The organism is Butyrivibrio hungatei (genome assembly GCF_900101605.1).
GTDB lineage: Bacteria > Bacillota > Clostridia > Lachnospirales > Lachnospiraceae > Butyrivibrio > Butyrivibrio hungatei_B.
Window position 1 is genome coordinate 51,834 of record NZ_FMUR01000005.1, and the last position, 17,925, is coordinate 69,758.

16 protein-coding genes and 1 pseudogene are annotated in these 17,925 nt (G+C 40.8%); 15 read left to right on the forward strand and 2 right to left on the reverse strand.

Translation table 11 applies throughout. The features are described 5' to 3' along the window. Window positions 1-22 precede the first annotated feature (22 nt). From argC to BLP87_RS04070, 11 genes are all read left to right on the forward strand, one after another. Window positions 23-1,075, forward strand: a complete 1,053-nt coding sequence (gene argC / locus BLP87_RS04020; protein WP_074461560.1) for an N-acetyl-gamma-glutamyl-phosphate reductase — start codon at window positions 23-25, stop codon at window positions 1,073-1,075. A 31-nt stretch (window positions 1,076-1,106) separates the two neighbouring features. Continuing rightward, a complete protein-coding gene (locus tag BLP87_RS04025; protein WP_074461561.1) occupies window positions 1,107-1,550 on the forward strand; it encodes a GNAT family N-acetyltransferase in 444 nt (147 codons plus the stop codon). Between the two features lie 15 nt (window positions 1,551-1,565). After that, window positions 1,566-2,789 carry a bifunctional glutamate N-acetyltransferase/amino-acid acetyltransferase ArgJ gene (gene argJ, locus BLP87_RS04030; protein WP_074461562.1) on the forward strand — a complete coding sequence of 408 codons (1,224 nt, stop codon included), beginning with the start codon at window positions 1,566-1,568 and terminating at the stop codon, window positions 2,787-2,789. A gap of 4 nt (window positions 2,790-2,793) precedes the next feature. Then, window positions 2,794-3,690 carry an acetylglutamate kinase gene (gene argB / locus BLP87_RS04035; RefSeq protein WP_074461563.1) on the forward strand — a complete coding sequence of 299 codons (897 nt, stop codon included), beginning with the start codon at window positions 2,794-2,796 and terminating at the stop codon, window positions 3,688-3,690. Between the two features lie 34 nt (window positions 3,691-3,724). Beyond that, complete coding sequence (locus BLP87_RS04040; protein ID WP_074461564.1) at window positions 3,725-4,924, forward strand: aspartate aminotransferase family protein; 1,200 nt, start codon at window positions 3,725-3,727, stop codon at window positions 4,922-4,924. Further along, window positions 4,921-6,636, forward strand: a complete 1,716-nt coding sequence (locus BLP87_RS04045; RefSeq protein ID WP_074461565.1) for a type 2 periplasmic-binding domain-containing protein — start codon at window positions 4,921-4,923, stop codon at window positions 6,634-6,636. The genes BLP87_RS04040 and BLP87_RS04045 overlap by 4 nt, the downstream gene beginning before the upstream one ends. A gap of 83 nt (window positions 6,637-6,719) precedes the next feature. Continuing rightward, complete coding sequence (locus tag BLP87_RS04050; protein WP_074461566.1) at window positions 6,720-7,373, forward strand: helix-hairpin-helix domain-containing protein; 654 nt, start codon at window positions 6,720-6,722, stop codon at window positions 7,371-7,373. A gap of 24 nt (window positions 7,374-7,397) precedes the next feature. Continuing rightward, window positions 7,398-8,084 (forward strand): response regulator transcription factor, encoded by a 687-nt coding sequence (locus BLP87_RS04055; protein WP_026654359.1) that lies wholly within the window; start codon window positions 7,398-7,400, stop codon window positions 8,082-8,084. A gap of 141 nt (window positions 8,085-8,225) precedes the next feature. After that, on the forward strand, window positions 8,226-9,614 hold the full coding sequence (locus tag BLP87_RS04060; RefSeq protein WP_242871808.1) for a sensor histidine kinase: 1,389 nt from the start codon (window positions 8,226-8,228) through the stop codon (window positions 9,612-9,614). Window positions 9,615-9,644: 30 nt separating this feature from the next. After that, window positions 9,645-10,682, forward strand: coding sequence for a GerMN domain-containing protein (locus tag BLP87_RS04065; protein WP_176756600.1), 1,038 nt, complete (start codon window positions 9,645-9,647; stop codon window positions 10,680-10,682). Between the two features lie 14 nt (window positions 10,683-10,696). Further along, entirely contained in the window at window positions 10,697-12,985 is a 2,289-nt protein-coding gene (locus BLP87_RS04070) for a DNA internalization-related competence protein ComEC/Rec2 (protein WP_074461569.1), read from the forward strand. A gap of 94 nt (window positions 12,986-13,079) precedes the next feature. On the opposite strand, the gene BLP87_RS04075 is transcribed toward BLP87_RS04070, so the two are convergent. Both BLP87_RS04075 and BLP87_RS16575 read right to left on the reverse strand, forming a co-directional pair. After that, window positions 13,080-13,676, reverse strand: a complete 597-nt coding sequence (locus BLP87_RS04075; RefSeq protein ID WP_074461570.1) for a DUF4234 domain-containing protein — start codon at window positions 13,674-13,676, stop codon at window positions 13,080-13,082. A 13-nt stretch (window positions 13,677-13,689) separates the two neighbouring features. Beyond that, window positions 13,690-14,073 carry a DUF2752 domain-containing protein gene (locus tag BLP87_RS16575; protein WP_074461571.1) on the reverse strand — a complete coding sequence of 128 codons (384 nt, stop codon included), beginning with the start codon at window positions 14,071-14,073 and terminating at the stop codon, window positions 13,690-13,692. A gap of 142 nt (window positions 14,074-14,215) precedes the next feature. On the opposite strand from BLP87_RS16575, the gene holA reads away from it, so the two are divergent. The 4 genes and pseudogenes from holA to BLP87_RS04100 all read left to right on the forward strand — a co-directional run bounded on the left by holA (window position 14,216) and on the right by BLP87_RS04100 (window position 17,881). Beyond that, the gene (holA, locus tag BLP87_RS04085) at window positions 14,216-15,256 is read left to right on the forward strand and encodes a DNA polymerase III subunit delta (RefSeq protein WP_074461572.1); all 1,041 of its coding nucleotides are present in this window, start codon (window positions 14,216-14,218) and stop codon (window positions 15,254-15,256) included. A 120-nt stretch (window positions 15,257-15,376) separates the two neighbouring features. Beyond that, window positions 15,377-15,554, forward strand: a pseudogene (locus BLP87_RS16580) (DUF1653 domain-containing protein); the annotation flags it as partial. A gap of 528 nt (window positions 15,555-16,082) precedes the next feature. Beyond that, window positions 16,083-17,108, forward strand: coding sequence for a glycosyltransferase family 2 protein (locus BLP87_RS04095; RefSeq protein WP_026654366.1), 1,026 nt, complete (start codon window positions 16,083-16,085; stop codon window positions 17,106-17,108). 62 nt (window positions 17,109-17,170) lie between these two features. Continuing rightward, a complete protein-coding gene (locus tag BLP87_RS04100; protein ID WP_074461573.1) occupies window positions 17,171-17,881 on the forward strand; it encodes a phosphatase PAP2 family protein in 711 nt (236 codons plus the stop codon). The last annotated feature ends 44 nt before the right edge of the window (window positions 17,882-17,925 follow it).

A 17,925-nucleotide genomic window follows, 5' to 3' on the forward strand; every position in this document is an offset into this window, starting at 1 on the left:
AAAAACTGAGAGGTTGAATAAAATGATTAAAGTCGGAATAATCGGTGCTACCGGATATGCAGGTGCAGAAATCGTAAGGCTTATACAGGGACATCCCGAGGCTGAAGTTGTATGGTACGGCTCCAGAAGTTATGTTGATGAGAAGTATAGCAGTATATATGGAAACTTCTTTAAATTGGTAGATGCAAAATGCCTGGATGACAATATGGAAGAACTTGCAGATCAGGTTGATGTTATCTTTACCGCAACTCCTCAGGGATTGTGCGCATCACTTGTTAATGAAGATATATTAAATAAGGTCAAGGTTATCGATCTTTCCGCAGATTTCAGACTTAAGGATGTTTCGGTTTACGAAAAATGGTATAAAATAGAACATAAAGCGCCTCAGTTCATAGATGAAGCGGTTTACGGACTCTGTGAGATAAACAGGGATAAAATAAAGGATGCGAGACTTATCGCAAATCCCGGTTGCTATACGACATGCTCCATACTTACGGCATATCCGCTTGTAAAAGAGGGACTTATCGATCCGGAAACTCTTATCGTTGATGCACTCAGCGGTGTTTCGGGCGCAGGAAGAGGCGCAAAGGTTGCAAATCTCTACTGCGAAGTAAATGAGAGCTGCAAGCCTTACGGTGTCACAAGTCACAGACATACACCCGAGATCGAGGAACAGCTTAGCTACGCAGCGGGAAAAGATATAGTGATAAATTTCACACCTCACCTTGTTCCGATGAACAGAGGAATCCTTGCTACGGAATATGCTTCTCTTAAGGAAAAGAGCGGTAAGCTTCCGACAGCTGAAGATATCAGGGCAGCATATGAAAAGTATTATAAGGATGAGTTCTTTATAAGACTTCTCGGAGACGGCGTTTGTCCTGAGACAAGATGGGTCGAAAACGCAAATTTCGTCGATATCGGATTTAAGATTGATGAGCGCACGGGAAGAGTGATCATGATGGGTGCGCTTGATAATATGGTAAAGGGAGCTGCGGGACAGGCTGTTCAGAACATGAATATTCTCTTTGGCCTCAAAGAGTCCACGGGACTTGAGTTTGCACCAAGTTTCCCTTAACAGATAAAAAGAAAGATAGCAGGTGATACAGATGGTTCGTGCAATGACAATGGATGATTATGATGATGTTTATGCTCTGTGGATGTCGATTCATGGCTTTGGAATAAGGTCGGTCGATGATTCCAGAGAGGGCATAGAGAGATTTATAAAAAGAAATCCCGGGCTCAGCGCAGTTGATGTGGAAGACGGTAAGATCGTCGGAGCGATTCTCTGCGGGCATGATGGCAGAAGAGCCTGTCTGTATCATGTTTGCGTAAGCGAAGAATACAGAATGCACGGAATCGGCAAGAAGATGGTTCTTTTTTGCTACGAGGCACTTAAGAAAGAAAAGATAAATAAGGTTTGCTTAAATGCTTTTGTGACAAATGAGGTCGGAAACAAGTTCTGGCAAAAAATGGGTTGGACACTTCGGGATGATATGAATTATTACGATCATACCTTGAACGAAGAAAATCTTACAATCTTTAATAAATGATAATGGAGAACGGATATGGAAGTTATTAAAGGCGGAGTTACGGTTGCAGAGGGATTCAAGGCCGCAAGCTGCGAAGCAAACATCAAATACAAAGACAGAACGGACATGGCTTTTGTGTATTCGGAAGTTCCCTGCGTTTGTGCGGGAACTTTTACAAGTAACGTTGTAAAGGCCGCATGTGTTCAGTGGGATAAGCAGATAGTTGATTCGGGAAAGCCTATGCAGGCTGTTGTCATCAATTCGGGAATTGCAAATGCCTGCACCGGGAAAGAGGGCTTTGATGCCTGTGAAGCTACTGCAAAAGCTGTAGAAAAGAGCCTTGGCGTAGATTATGCATCTGTTGCCGTAGCATCAACCGGAGTTATCGGTATGCAGCTTCCTGTAGATAAGCTTGTTGCCGGAGTCGAGAAGATGAGCAAGACTCTTGATGGAAGTATTGAAGCAGGAACCGACGCTTCTAAGGCGATAATGACAACCGATACTGTGAATAAGGAAGTAGCTGTTTCTTTTCACATAGCGGGAAAAAAGGTAACGCTTGGCGGTATGAGTAAGGGATCGGGAATGATCCATCCCAATATGTGCACAATGCTTGCATTCCTTACAACCGACATTGCAATTGAAAAGAGTCTTTTGCAGGAGGCTGTCAGTGAGGTTGTTTCCGATACATTCAATATGATAACGGTTGACGGGGACACATCGACAAATGATACTCTTCTTTGCATGGCAAACGGCAAAGCCGGAAATGATATTGTAAAAGATAAGAATGACGATTACGAGACCTTCAAAAATGCGCTTTTCTATGTCTGCGAGTTTCTTGCAAAAAAGATGGCGGCTGACGGAGAGGGCGCAAGCAAGCTGTTTGAAGCCAAAGTTGTGAATGCAAAGACTAAGGAAGATGCGAAAACTCTTTCAAGAGCGATTGTAGGATCGAACCTTTCAAAGGCAGCTATTTTCGGATGTGACGCAAACTTTGGAAGATTCTTGTGTGCGATGGGATATTCGGGAGCACAGTTTGATCAGAACGACGTGGAGCTTTTCTTTGAGAGCAAAGCGGGACGCATAGAAGTATTCCATAAGGGAACTCCGCTTGATTTTGATGAAGATAAAGCACTTGAGATAATGAAAGAGGAAACGGTCACGGTATTTGTCGATATGCACGAGGGAGATGCAGAGGCAACCGCGTGGGGATGTGACCTCACATATGATTACGTTAAGATAAATGCAGATTACAGGAGCTGAGAAAATGGATAAGGATATGCAGGATGTGTTAAAAAAAGCGGAAGTTCTCGTTGAGGCGCTTCCGTATATTCAGAAATTCAACAGGAAGATCATAGTTGTTAAATATGGCGGAAGTGCCATGAGCAACGAAGAACTTCAGAAGAATGTAATAACAGATGTTACGCTTCTTAAACTTGTGGGATTTAAGCCAATCATCGTTCACGGCGGCGGAAAAGCCATAAGTTCATGGGTTTCAAAAGTCGGAAAAGAAGCTCAGTTTATAAACGGACTCAGAGTTACCGATGCTGAGACAATGGAAATTGCTGAGATGGTTCTCGGAAGAGTTAACAAGCAGCTTGTTACAATGGTTCAGGAACTTGGCGTTAAGGCCATCGGTATAAGCGGTAAGGATTCGGGACTTCTTCATGTAAAAAAGAAGCTTTCGGATGGAAAAGATATCGGATATGTCGGAGAGGTTGACCGCGTCGATCCAAAGATTCTTTTCGACCTTCTTGATAATGATTATCTTCCTATCATCGCACCTATCGGACTTGATGATAATTTTGATACATATAACATAAATGCGGATGATGCGGCTTGCGCTGTCGCAAAAGCTGTAGGCGCAAACAAGCTTGCATTCCTTACCGATATCGATGGGGTTTACAAGGATATCAACGATCCTTCTTCGTTCATTTCGAGACTTACATGCTCAGAAGCCGACGCTCTTATTGCTTCGGGCAATATCGGCGGCGGAATGCTTCCGAAGCTCAACAATTGTACGGATGCTATCAGAAAAGGCGTTAATAACGTGCATATTCTTGACGGAAGGATTCCTCATTGCATACTTCTTGAGATCTTTACCAAGAAAGGTGTCGGAACAATGTTTATGGCAGATGACGACGCACTTGCACAAAATAACTGATCGTAAAAAATTACGCTGACAGGGAGAAATAAAGATGAGTGAAAAAATGAAGAATTATATTGAAGAAGCTGAGCAAGCGTTACTTCACACATATAACCGTTATCAGATCGTTCTCGACAGAGGAGAGGGCGTATACCTTTATGATATCGATGGTAATAAGTATCTTGATTTTGTTTCGGGAATTGCAGTTTTTGCTCTCGGTTACAATTACAAGGACTACAATGATGCGCTTAAAGAGCAGATTGACAAGATTCTTCACACATCAAATTATTACTACAATGTGCCTGCGATAGAGGCTGCCAAGAAGATAAAAAAAGCTTCCGGCATGGACAGGGTATTTTTTACAAACAGCGGAGCTGAAGCTGTTGAAGGAGCACTTAAGGCTGCGAGAAAATATGCATTTCTTAAGGATGGCAAGACAGATCATGAAATCATTGCAATGAATCACTCATTCCACGGAAGAACATTCGGAGCGCTCTCTGTTACAGGTAATCCGCATTATCGTGAGGCTTTTGAGCCGATGATCGGAAATATTAAGTTCGCGGATTTCAACGATTTTGAAAGTGTGCTTTCATGCGTGACCGACAAGACTTGTGCAATCATCATGGAGACTGTTCAGGGAGAAGGCGGTATCTATCCCGCAACCGAAGAGTTCCTTACCAAAGTAAGGGCACTTTGCGATGAAAAAGATATCCTTCTTATTCTTGATGAGATCCAGTGCGGAATGGGAAGAACGGGCTCAATGTTTGCATGGCAGAAATTCGGAGTAAAGCCTGATATCATGACGACTGCAAAGGCTTTGGGATGCGGAGTTCCGGTCGGAGCATTTCTTATGACCGAGAAAGTCGGAGCAAATTCTCTTGTTGCAGGAGATCATGGTACAACTTACGGCGGTAACCCGCTTGCTTGCGCGGCTGTTAATAAAGTTCTTGATTTATTTAACAATGACAATATAATAGAAAATGTGAATAAAGTGGCACCTTATCTCGAAAAGAGACTTGATGAGCTTAAGGATCGCTACGACTTCATAGTCGACAGAAGAGGCGCAGGATTTATGCAGGGACTTGTATTTAACAGACCTGTTGCGGATGTTATTAACATGGCTCTTGAAAAAGGACTTATTTTGATAAATGCCGGATCCGAGATCATCAGATTTGTTCCCTCTCTTGTCATAACCAAAGAAAATGTTGACGAAATGATCGACATTTTGGACTCATGTTTGGGGAAGATATGAAATTTGAAACCAAAATTTTTTCTATATTTCTAATACTATGCATGCTGGCGGGCGTTTTTGCAAACTCCCGCTCAGATGAAAGCATATTTGAAGATTTTTCTTTCTTTTCAAATAAGACAACTCTGAGAGTTTGGTACACGGATGATGCCATCACTCCGTATCTTCAGAGTATGGCAATCAAGTTTTCCGAGAAAAACAGGGAGGCGCGTGTTGAGCCTAAGCTTGTTTCGGGAATGGAATATCTCGAAGCGGTAAATAAGGCATCTATGGAGAACAAGAACCTTCCTGATATTTTTGTTACAACAAACGATACTCTCGAGAAAGTTTATTGTGCCGGCCTTGCGCTTGAAGCCGATAATTCGGACGGATTTTTTAACAAGGTTCTTTTTCCTAAAGCGGCACTCGATTCCGTAACATACAAAGGTAAATATATAGCTTATCCTTTCTACTTTGAGACCAGTGCTCTCGTATATAACAAGACATATCTTGAAAGCTATGCAAAAGAGCAGATGGAAAAGAGAAAGAAGCAGGAAGAAGAGGCTGTACAGCAGGAGACTGCGCTCGAAGAAGGCGAGGAGAGTGCTTCCGAAGGTGATTCGGCCGAAAAAACCGAGGATTCGGAAAAAGCAACCGAAGAGTCAAGCGAAGCATCAAGTGAAGAGTCTCAGGACGATGAATCTCAGGATGAAGCCGGAGAGGAAAACAGCGGCGAGGGAGAAGAAGGAGAAGATTCAGAGGGCGAGGACGCGGAAGATGTCGAGATTCCCGAAGAAGATTTCTCTACAGAAGAAGTTAATGAAGAGATCAATGATATTCTTTCTTCAGATTTCAAATCGATTCAGGATATCATCAACTTTTCACGAAAGTACGATGCTCCGGAAAAGGTTAAGTCCATCTTTGAGTGGGATGTCAACGACATTTTTTATAACTATTTCTTCGTCGGAGCTTACATGAATCTTGGCGGTGACGCGGGAGATAATATTAACGTTGATAATATAGATCAGGATATAGCTATATATAACGGTAACACGATCAGTTGTATGAAGATCTACAAGCAGCTCAAGCAGTTCTTCGCTATTGATGCAAAAGAGACCACTTACGACGACATGGCGACAAGGTTCCTTAAGGGAGAAATCCTGTTCACCATTGCGACGACCGATATTTTCAAGAAGTATGATGAGATAAAGGTTAAAGACCCTCTTACAATCACGGCAGACGGCGGTGAATACTATGAGTATGCAGTAGCGCCCGCAGTACCGGAACTTCCGAACGGCTTGAAGACAAGGACCATGTCGGTTACAAACTGTCTTGTTGTCAACGGACTTTCGGAACATCCGGATCTTGCTGAAAAATTTGCAAGAATGATCTGTATGGATGAAAAAAATGATATTTACAAAATGTCACATAAACTTGCCGCGCATTACGGAATCGATTACGGCCAGGAAGGACTTAATAAGTTTGTAGATATCTATGCCGATTCCGTTTCCATGCCCAAGACTATTCAGACAAGTAATTTCTGGATGGAACTTGAGATTGCTTTTGCGAAGATCTGGGATGATGAGGATGCGGATTGTAACGCCATACTTAAAGAATTGTCAGAGAGTATAAAAACTCAGGTAGTGGGGAAAGAGTATCACGATCAGCCGATACAGGATCCGATGGATACGCCTATTACCGCAGGACTTTCGGAAGAAGACGAAGAAGGCGATTAACGTATGTTAAATTAGCTTGATAAATTACTTAATATATACTAAAATAAAAAATGCATGGCGGGGACCTCTGTAATGGAGGATACATGCGAAAAATCTTTTTAGTGTTGTTCAGTTCGGTATGTTTACTGGCTGGATGCGCTTCGACAAAGGCTGAAACAGAGCCTGTTATGAACAAGATGATAAGTGATCAAGGAGCAGAAGCATATTCGGAGGACGATTCCGGTGAGGCTATCGTCGGGAGTTCGGAAGAATGTAGTTCCCAAGTGCTTATTGTATATGTATGTGGTGCAGTATCCGAACCCGGAGTATATGAACTTTCTTTTGGAAGTAGGGTAAATGACGCTGTTATTGCTGCCGGAGGATTCAGTGACGAGGCTGACACAACTTATGTCAATCTTGCTGCGGAGATTTCCGACGGTGCTAAATTACGAATTCCAACTCTCACTGAGACGGAAGAGATTAAGGGGAAGGGCAATGTCTTGTCGGAAGAATTTGATTCTTTTGACAAAACCGGACTTGATGTTGATGTAAAATCGGTTAACTATGAATTGATTAATATTAATTCAGCTACCGAAGAGGAACTTAAGACTCTCCCGGGAATAGGCGACAGCATAGCGGCGAGAATTGTTAAGTACCGTCAACAGAATGGAAAGTTCAATTCCATAGAAGATATAATGAAAATATCCGGTATTAAAGACAAGCTTTTTTCCAAGATAAAAGAATACATCACTGTATAACAAAATTATAGGAATGGGTGGATTATGAGTAAAAAAGTTTTGGTTGTTGATGACGAAAAGACAATTGTAAAAGGAATTAAGTTCAGCTTGGAGCAGGATGATTTCGTGGTTGACTGTGCTTACGACGGTGAAGAAGCCGTTGATATGGCTAAACACCATAAATACGACATCATTCTTCTTGATCTTATGTTACCTGTGATGTCAGGTCTTGATGCTTGTCAGCAGATCAGGGAATTTTCAAATGTTCCGATCATTATGCTTACAGCTAAGGGCGATGACATGGACAAGATTCTTGGTCTCGAAAACGGCGCGGACGATTATATCACAAAGCCATTCAATATTTTGGAAGTTAAGGCCAGGATCAAGGCAATAATCAGAAGATCTGCAAAGGCTACTCTTGATGATAAGTGCCTTCAGTTTGGCGATCTTAAGATTTATCAGGAGTACAGAAGAGTATTTATTAATGATAAAGAAATCGATGTAACAGTTCGTGAGTATGAGCTTTTGGAATATCTTGCGGTACATGCCGGAAAGCCTTATACAAGAGACATGCTTATGGATGTTGTTTGGAATAAGGATTGGGATTTCAAGGGCGATGCAAGAACTGTAGACGTACATATCAGAAGACTTCGTGAAAAGCTTGAGGCTAATCCGAGCGAGCCACAGTATATCAGAACAAAGTGGGGAAGTGGATATTATTTCCAGGCATAATCCACGGCTAAAAATATGAAACGTTATTTTGGTGTGATTTTAAGTTTTTTTAAACAATTAAAGATCAGTAACCTATTAAAGAGTCTAAGAGCGCGATTTTTCATAATTGTATTTCTTACAGGATTATTTTCATGTATTATAATGCATATTTTGATTCTTCAAAGTTATGAAGATCGTGCTGTCAATGTAAATTCAAAAGGCGTTCAGACACAGCTGAGAATTTTGGCTAATCACCTTATTACGAATGAGTATTTTACAAATACATCATCGGAAGTCGTAAATGCGGAGTTGGATATGCTGACTACCATTTACGACGGACGTGTGATGGTTATTAATAATGAGCTCAAAGTTATAAAGGACACTTACAATATCAATGAGGGAAAGACTATTATTTCCGAAGAAGTTGTAAATTGTCTTAAGAAGGGCTCAAAAGGGGCAGTTTCAAAGTATAACCATGATGACGGTTATATCGAGTTGGTTACCCCTATTATTCAGGCGCCCATTATTCAGGAAGGCGACATTTCGGATAAGAATGAGCCTACAGAGGTTGTAAGAGGAGTTATCCTTACAAGTGTATCGACAGACTCCATTGAGGCTACACTTGAGATTCTCAGCAGAAGAGCGATGACTATTGAGGTTATTATCGTTCTCGTAATCTTTGTATATGCCGCTGTTGTTTCGGCAACATTGCTGCAACCGTTTGACAGGATTACGGCTGCCATTAACGATGTTAAGGCAGGTTATACGGATGAACCTATCATAGGACCCAATTTCCTTGAAACAGAGCAGATCATAAAAGCTTTCAATGCGCTGCTTAAACGAATGAAAGTTCTTGATGATTCGCGTCAGGAATTTGTTTCAAACGTATCGCACGAGCTTAAGACGCCTATCACTTCGATGAAGGTTTTGGCGGATTCTCTTTTGGCTCAGGAGAATGTTCCCAATGAGGTATATAAGGACTTCATGGTGGACATTGTAAGCGAGATCGACAGAGAGGATAAGATCATAAACGATCTTCTGTCCCTTGTTAAGATGGATAAGACGTCTGCTGATCTTAATATCACAAGTGTGGATGTCGTTGAACTTGTTGAGATAGTCTGCAAGAGACTCAGACCCATTGCGGTTAAACATAACATAGAACTTACACTTGAGAGTAAGAGAGCGGTAACGGCAGAGATAGATGAAGTAAAAATATCACTTGTTGTTATGAATCTAGTTGAAAATGCGATAAAATACAATAAGGATAAAGGACAAGTCAAGGTTGAAGTTGATGCCGACCAGCAATTCTTTGTTGTAAAAGTTATGGATACCGGTATGGGTATTCCGAAGGAATCACTCGATCATATTTATGAGAGATTCTACCGTGTTGAGAAGTCAAGATCCAGACAGATCGGTGGTACGGGACTTGGACTTGCTATCGTTCGAAATGCGATCCTTATGCACAGAGGAACTATCGATGTAGACAGTGAAGTGGATAAGGGAACAACATTTACCGTTAAGATACCGCTTATTTATACAAATCAGAAGTAAGAGAGATATGTTATGAGAACCAGCTGCTTTATGAAAAATAGAATATTGTTTTGCGCAGCAACCATACTTACATCTGCGTTTCTGGTTTCATGCGGGGAAAAAGAGATCGAAGCAGACAACAAGATAAATGTGTTCTACGTGAAAGCGGATGAGTCAAGTATTGTGCCTGTAGAATACGAGCTTAAGACGGATCCTGCGAAGGATATGTACGGCGCGATCACTGAACTTGTTCAGAAGCTTGAGGAGAGTCCCGGAAAGAGTTTGTATGAGGCTCCCATATCGGGCGATGAATCCGGAGAAAAGCCGAGTGAAAAGAACGGCGATGTAGTCGGAGATGCCTGGCTTAACAGATATACTTACGAACACAGAGTTCTTAAACTTGAGTTTGGTGCTCAGTACGGTAAGCTTGGAATAACCAAAGAGGTCCTTACGAGAGCGGCGATTGTCAGTACATTTACGCAGATTGACGGTATAGATAACGTATATTTTTATGTTGGAAAAAAAGAAGCTGTTCATATGAATTTTGAAGGTGATGCCGATTCTGCGACAGACGATCCTTACGAGCCGGCACCTCTCAAAGATCATGCGGGAAATGCCATTGGCCCGATGAAGGGTGAGGATTTCATTTATAATGTCGACAGCGAGATAAACAAAAACAAGAAAGAGGAGATCACGCTGTACTTTGCCAATAAAACAGGCGATAAGCTTAAACGTGTATACAGATATGTTGTATATAACAGCAATATTTCCGAGGAAAAATTAAGGCTTGAACAGTTGATAAACGGTCCCAACACAAATGATGCTTTTCCTACGATCAATAAGGAGACCAAGATCAACAGTGTGAATATCAAGGATAAAGTTTGCTTTATCGATTTTGATTCATCCTTCCTTACTCAGTCAAATAATGTTACCGTTCAGGCTGCGCTTTATTCTATAGTAAATACGGCAACCGAGCTTCCCGGTGTTGACAGGGTTGTTATTTCGGTTGACGGAGATTCTTCGTTCACCTATATGGATTATAATATTTCGGGTGCATACGAAAGAAATGAGGATATTATTTCAAGATAAGGAGTTTTACATAAGTGAAAAGACCGTTATGTCCGGTTGCACTGGTCATTACGGCGATTGTCTTTATTTATCTTAGAATTTCTTTTACAGATTATTTATATCAATTACCTGATGGTATAGATGGGAAAACGGGCTTTATTACCGGCGTTGTTGCACGGAAAGAAGCCCGCCCGGATCCATCCGGTGATAGTCTTAACGTTATTTATGTGGTTCCACAGAATATCTCAATCGGAAAAATGAAATATGTAATGTGCAGTTTAAAAGAGGGAGATGACTATATTCCTTCTATTGGCGAGCACGTAAAGATACGAGGGGAATTTACTTCTTTTAAAAAAGTAAGAAATCCCGGAGGATTTGACAGTCGCTTGTACTATGCGACCATGAAGATTGCTTTCAGATTATTTGATGCGCAGGTTACGGAAACGGATGGAAAAAAAGATGTTCTGCGCGAAAAATTATATAATCTCAAGATGTTTTTCGAAAAGAATCTTGATAGTAATAAGGTGCTCACAGAGAGCGACTGCGCTGTGCTAAAAGCCATGATACTCGGCGATAAAGCCTATATGGATGATGATATAAAGGATATGTATAAAAACAGCGGAATAATGCATATTCTTGCCGTTAGCGGACTGCACATTTCCATAATCGGAATGGGGCTTTACAAAGTACTCAGGAAGTGCAAGCTTAAGCCTTTATTCTATACAGTGATCCCGATAATCGTGATGTATCTGTACGGGGAAATGTGCGGTATCGGTTCATCTTCGTTCAGAGCGATATGTATGTTCACGATGCGGCTTATTGCGCCGCTTGTGGGAAGAACATACGATATTTTATCGGGACTTGCGATGGCTGAGATACTTCTTATTCTGGACTGTCCGCTTTATTTATATAACAGCGGATTTTTATTTTCTTTTTGCGCGGTAATAGGTGTGACTGTGGTTCGCCCCGCTCTTGAAGATATGTTTGAGAAAAAGAAAAACGGAAAGCTCATGTTTTCCGGTGATGAAGATAATATTCTTTATAAAGGAAAGCAGTTCCTTCGCTCGGGATTTATATCCGGGATAGCGATAATGATATCCACTTTACCGATATATATGGCATATTATTACACATATCCGCTGTTTTCTTTGATATCAAATATGATTATAATTCCCTTACTCAGTATACTGATGGGCGTAGGAATCCTGTGTCTTTTTGTGGTAGGGATAACAGGCTTTGTTCCGGGGATTATAGCGCATATAATTCTTCTTTTTTATAAAAATGTGTGCGGTGTTCAGACGTTACTGCCGGGAAACACACTCTATATCGGGCATGCGGGGACTCTTAAGATCGCATGTTATTGTCTGATCGTCTGTATCGGTCTCTTTTTCCCTAAATATTTATTTGGTAAAAGACGGCAAATTATGAATATTGAGAAGTACATAAGGATGGCGCTTATCCCGATAGCAACAGTTATTCTTGTATATAATCCCAAGCCTTCGCTGACAATCTCGGCTCTGTATGTCGGGCAGGGCGACGGCATCGTGATTGAAGACGGAAGAGAGCGGATTCTCATAGACGGAGGAAGTACTTCGGAAAAGAAAGTCGGAAGGTATTCGATAATCCCTTATCTTAAGTACAGAGCAATCGGAAGTCTTGATGCGGCGGTTGTTACACATGAGGACAATGACCATATTTCGGGACTTTTGGAAATAATGGATGATATGGAAAAAGGCGGGATAAGGATAAAAAGGCTGATACTTCCCGATGTCTCGGAAAAATCAAGAGGTGATAACTACAGAGAACTTGAGAAGAGAGCCGGGGAACTTGGCATTCCTGTTTCTTATATTTCGACGGGAGAGGAGATTACTGTTGGAAAAACAAAGTTTTTATGCATAAATCCGGACAAGGGAATGACTACTGAGGGCGCAAATGCATATTCTACGGTTCTTCTTATGAGCTACGGAGAGTTCAAAGCTCTTTTAACGGGAGATGTGGAAGAAGAGGGGCAGGAGAATATCAAAGATCTGATAAGAAAAAATCCTAGGATTTTCAAAGATATTACGCTACTTAAGGTAGCACATCACGGGTCGAAGTATACGACTGATGAAGAGTTCCTTGAACTAATAAGGCCAAAGATTGCGCTAATTAGCTGTGGGGAGAATAACAGATACGGACATCCTCACGAGGAAGTGCTTGAACGACTTGAAAATATTGGCTCGAAGATATACAGGACCGACGAATCCGGAGCGGTTATCTTCAGGATTAAAAATGACAGGATGGAAGCGGAGTGCTTTTTAAATCAAGGGAAGGAATTTCAATAAAAAAGCATTTTCTATAATATAAAAAGCTACAACCTCATTAGATAGAGGCTGTAGCTTAATCGTTATGTTTATATATTTATGAAATATGCAGTAATTATGCAATTCCGTTCATACGATTGTAACTTTCGCAAATGGCATTTGTATTTTTGATAATGAAGTACATAGCAACAAATGAACCTGCACAAGCGAAAAGCAAACCGATAAGAATCCAAAGAAGTATTGTTGTACCGGTCTCTGTGATGTTGACACCGTATCTGGGGCCATTCTCGTGGAGTCTGTCACCCAATGAGTAGTACCAGTAAACACCGTAAATTCCACATGTTACGATAGATAAAAGAATGAGCTTAAGGAGCCCTGCAGTCTCTTTTCCGTCTCCGGCACATGCTACATTAACGTCTTTTGCAAGTGAGTGAATAAAGAATAATGAATAGATACCACATGTTACTAAGGATAAGAGGATATAAATAAGAAGGCTTCTGTCTGTCTTAAGAGGTACAGCGCCTATGTATGACTGATTGTTTCCGTTGAATGAATCCCCTACATAAGTGTTTGATACTTCCTGGCCGGCTGCATTATAAGTCTGTCCGGAAGTATTTGCGAAATCTGATGCCATTGACTCTACGGTTGTTCCGCATGCAGGGCATACTTTTGATCCCTCAGGTATTTCGTTCCCACAATTCTTACAAAACATAAAAATTCTCCTCCTAAAGTAAAGTTATTATTTTGTATATAGCACCGTGACGCGGCATACAGGTTACTACCGATCCGTCAGAGTACAACATACGAAAAACATACACGAGTAAGTATAAGGTAAAAGAAAAAAATATGGAAGCATTATATATTTTATGTGGAATATTTTTTTTGAAAATAACGATAAACGCAGCAGGGATAGGCATCCAGAAGAGTGGATGGAATCTGAACGCTGCGGCGACATCACCTTTAAGAAGAGCAAGCCATGCTCTCGTTGTACCGCATCCAAGGCAGGATACGCCGGTCAGATATTTTATCGGACATCCGATCCCGGTGATATGAAAAATAAAATATATTGCGAAGATAAAACCTGACACGACAAAAAGATCTTTTTTCATGACAACCTCACTTAAGCACAAATTATGATGCCTATATTATCTATACAGAGTTAGTTATACAATCACATCATTATAATGTCCATATATTAAGGTGAGTTTTTGATACATCTGTGGTAACATATTGAATGGAGTGTGATTATATATGGCAGTTAAAACATCGGATTTTCCTGTGAAACAAAGACAGATAAATGAAGACGTAGCGAGCGGGAATTTTAAGCCTTGCTATTTATTATACGGGGATGAGGCTTATCTGAGACTCCAGAATAAGGACAAACTCATTAAGGCAATGGGGGTTGACGCTTCTTCGATGAATTTCACCAGATATGAAGGCGATGCCTGCAATCCGGCTGAGATAATCGATATGGCTGAGACAATGCCTTTTTTGTCGGATAGGAGAGTAATCCTTGTTGAGAACAGCGGCTTTTTTAAGAGCGGCTGTCCCGAACTTGCCGATTACTTGAAGAATCCTTCTGAGACTACATGTTTTATCTTTGTCGAAAAGGAAGTAGATAAGAGAAAAGATATTTTTAAAGCTGCCTCTAAGCTTGGACTTGATATCAGCTGCGATGAACAGAGCGAAGATACCTTGAGAAGGTGGATCGCGGGTAAACTCAAGGCTGAGGGGAAGACTATTTCTCCGCGTGCCCTTGCATTGTTTCTCGGACGCGTAGGAACGGATATGTCAAATATCAGCACTGAGATAGAGAAGCTTGTCTGCTACTGCATTGACAGAAATGAGATCACTGATGAAGATGTTGAAACTGTATGTGCAAACTGGCTTACAGGACGTATCTTTGCCATGACGGATGCAATCGTTGAGAGAAAAAGGACTGTGGCGATAAATCTCTACTACGATCTTCTGGCACTTAAGGAGCCACCTGCAAAGATACTTGCTCTTATAACCAGGCAATTTAATCTTATGCTCCAGATAAAAGAGATGACCCAAAATCACAAGGATAAAGCGCAGATAGCGGCTGCCGTGGGGTTGGCACCGTTTCTTGTCGGTAAATACGTGGGATGGGCAGGCAATTATACGATTGAAGAGCTGAGAGATGCCCTTGAGTTGTGTGCTTCAAATGATGAAGCTGTTAAGACCGGAAAACTTGATTATATTATCAGTGTCGAGATGGTCATAATAGGTTGCACCCGCGACAAACAACCGGACAACTGCTTTCCCAAATGATATTTGAAAAAGAAGTGTTTTGGGCTTATACTTAATTTTGTTTACGCTTATAAGGGAGGATAGATTTTGGAAAGATCAGTACCAAAACCACAGGAGTTATACAGACATTTTAAGGGGAAAATGTATCAGATAGTCACTATTGCGACGCATTCCGAAACTAGGGAAAAAATGGTGGTCTATCAGGCTCTTTACGGTGATTATTCGGTTTATTGCAGACCACTTTCAATGTTTATGTCGGAAGTTGACAGGAATAAGTACCCCGATGTTAAACAGAGATACCGTTTTGAAGAGGTCACAAATGATGTGAATGAAGAGGAGACTCAGGGAGAAGAAGTTATTCAGGAAAATAAAGCTGTTCAGGATAACAAAGTGAATTTGGAAAAAGATATTACCAAAGACACGCAAAATGTAATTAAACCTGAGAAAACTCCGGAAAATAAAAAAGCCGAAGATACGGTAAAGAACGAGAGAAATGAGGCAGGAAAGATGAGTGATGAGAAAAAAGTAACTTCAGCACCGAAGTTTAAAGTAGATACTTCTTACGAACGCTCTGAAGTTATGGAGAAGAGCATTGATGATGAGGCGCGCGATCTTAACCTTGATCCGCTTGTGATAAAATTTTTGGACGCAGACCTTGCTTCCGAAAAGAATGATATTTTGTGCAAGCTTCATCCGATAATTACTAACGATATGATTGATATAATGGCGATGTCGGTTGGCGTTGTCATTAACGAGGGGGATGTTGACGGCAGATACAACGATCTTAGAAACTGCCTTACAACGATGGAAAAATATGAAAGTACCAGATTAAGGAGTTAAATTTAGTATGAAATTACTTTCAGTTGCGATTCCCTGCTACAATTCAGAAGGGTACATGGCTAAATGCATAGAGTCGCTGCTTGTTGGCGGTGAGGATGTAGAAATTTTAGTCGTTGATGACGGATCAAAGGATAGAACAGCGGAGATAGCCGATGAATATGCGGCAAAATATCCCACGATCGTAAAAGCAATCCATAAGCCCAACGGCGGACACGGCAGTGCCGTAAATGCCGGACTTGAGAATGCTACAGGTCTTTTCTTCAAGGTAGTTGATTCGGATGACTGGGTAAAAGAGATTGCCTACAGAAAAATATTGTCGACACTTGCAGATCTTGCGGGCGGAGATACTCAGCTTGATCTTTTGATCAGCAATTTTGTATACAACAAAGTGGGCGAGAAGAGACATAAGGTTATGCGCTACAACACGATGTTTCCTGTTGAAGAGCTCTTTTCATGGAAAGACATAAAGAGAACTCCCAAGGGACACTATCTTCTCATGCATTCTGTAATATTCAGGACAAAGCTTTTAAAGCAGTGCGGATTAAAGCTTCCCGAGCACACATTCTATGTTGATAATATCTATGTGTTCAATCCGCTTCCTTTTGTAAAGACGATGTACTACCTCGATGTAAATTTCTATTATTATTACATCGGGCGCGAGGATCAGTCCGTTAATCAGAAGATCATGCTCTCACGTATCGATCAGCAGATCAGAGTGAATAAGCTTATGATCGATTATTACGTTGAGAATATAGGAATGATCAAGTCGCAGCCTGAGAGATACAGATATATGTTTAATTATCTGGAGATTATCACGGCGATTTCTTCGGTTCTTCTTATTACGGAAGATACAACGGAAAATCTTGCCAAGAGAAAAGATCTCTTAAACTACATCAAGGACAAGAATTACTGGTTATATGTAAGGATCAGATACAGTATTGAAGGCACATATATTTATTTGCCCGGAAAAGGCGGTAGAAAGATAACTTTGGCCGGATATAAATTATTACAGAAAATTTTTCACTTTAATTAATAACGATAAAGTGATAAAGTAGTTTGAGATACAGAAGTAGCAAATACACCTATGAGGAAATTATGAAAGATATATTCGAAAGACTTGTTGGAAAAAAGCCTGACAAGGGCTATTTAAAGAATGTATTCGGAATGGCAATGCCGCTTCTTATGTATGGTGCTTTGTATATTACCTGGTTCTCAATAATAGAGAAACACAGATTTTCACACTATGCCGTTATACATACGGCGCTTGATGACAGGATTCCATTTATAGAAGCGTTTATTGTTCCGTATTATTTATGGTTCTTTTACGTATCACTTACGCTGGTTTTCTTTATACTGACGTTGGAAGTGGAGGATTATTACAAGAACTTCTTTTTCCTGACTACGGGAATGACATTGTTCCTTGTAATATCGACTCTTTTTCCGAATGTACAGCACTTAAGGCCGGCTGTTATGCCAAGGGATAATATTTTTACCGCGCTTGTGCAGATCATATACAGCAAAGATACGTCGGCAAACCTTTGGCCGAGTATTCATGTATATAACTCAATCGGAACCATGATTGCTGTCCGAAAAAGTAAGAAATTTAATAAGAGATTAAAGATCTCAAGTGACATTTTGGGAACACTTATTATTCTTTCAACCATGTTCGTGAAGCAGCATTCGGTTTATGATGTTGCGACCGCGATCTTGATGGCTGTTATCTTCTATATTTTCTATTACCGCACATCGGCAATGGAGAATTTCTGCAAAAGAAAAGAAGAGAAGCTTGCTTTCAGATATGAATAAAAAAATACTCCGTTTTACCTTGATTACTCGGTAAAAACGGAGTT

Excerpts from the sequence above, each read along its gene's own strand:
- BLP87_RS04100 (WP_074461573.1), top strand. The coding sequence starts at position 17,171 with ATGAAAGATATATTCGAAAGACTTGTTGGAAAAAAGCCTGACAAGGGC.
- argC (WP_074461560.1), top strand. The coding sequence starts at position 23 with ATGATTAAAGTCGGAATAATCGGTGCTACCGGATATGCAGGTGCAGAA.
- BLP87_RS04095 (WP_026654366.1), top strand. The coding sequence starts at position 16,083 with ATGAAATTACTTTCAGTTGCGATTCCCTGCTACAATTCAGAAGGGTAC.
- holA (WP_074461572.1), top strand. The coding sequence starts at position 14,216 with ATGGCAGTTAAAACATCGGATTTTCCTGTGAAACAAAGACAGATAAAT.
- BLP87_RS04050 (WP_074461566.1), top strand. The coding sequence starts at position 6,720 with ATGCGAAAAATCTTTTTAGTGTTGTTCAGTTCGGTATGTTTACTGGCT.
- BLP87_RS04055 (WP_026654359.1), top strand. The coding sequence starts at position 7,398 with ATGAGTAAAAAAGTTTTGGTTGTTGATGACGAAAAGACAATTGTAAAA.
- argB (WP_074461563.1), top strand. The coding sequence starts at position 2,794 with ATGGATAAGGATATGCAGGATGTGTTAAAAAAAGCGGAAGTTCTCGTT.
- BLP87_RS04065 (WP_176756600.1), top strand. The coding sequence starts at position 9,645 with ATGAAAAATAGAATATTGTTTTGCGCAGCAACCATACTTACATCTGCG.
- BLP87_RS04025 (WP_074461561.1), top strand. The coding sequence starts at position 1,107 with ATGGTTCGTGCAATGACAATGGATGATTATGATGATGTTTATGCTCTG.
- BLP87_RS04075 (WP_074461570.1), bottom strand. The coding sequence starts at position 13,676 with ATGTTTTGTAAGAATTGTGGGAACGAAATACCTGAGGGATCAAAAGTA.
- BLP87_RS04045 (WP_074461565.1), top strand. The coding sequence starts at position 4,921 with ATGAAATTTGAAACCAAAATTTTTTCTATATTTCTAATACTATGCATG.
- argJ (WP_074461562.1), top strand. The coding sequence starts at position 1,566 with ATGGAAGTTATTAAAGGCGGAGTTACGGTTGCAGAGGGATTCAAGGCC.
- BLP87_RS16575 (WP_074461571.1), bottom strand. The coding sequence starts at position 14,073 with ATGAAAAAAGATCTTTTTGTCGTGTCAGGTTTTATCTTCGCAATATAT.
- BLP87_RS04060 (WP_242871808.1), top strand. The coding sequence starts at position 8,226 with ATGCATATTTTGATTCTTCAAAGTTATGAAGATCGTGCTGTCAATGTA.
- BLP87_RS04040 (WP_074461564.1), top strand. The coding sequence starts at position 3,725 with ATGAGTGAAAAAATGAAGAATTATATTGAAGAAGCTGAGCAAGCGTTA.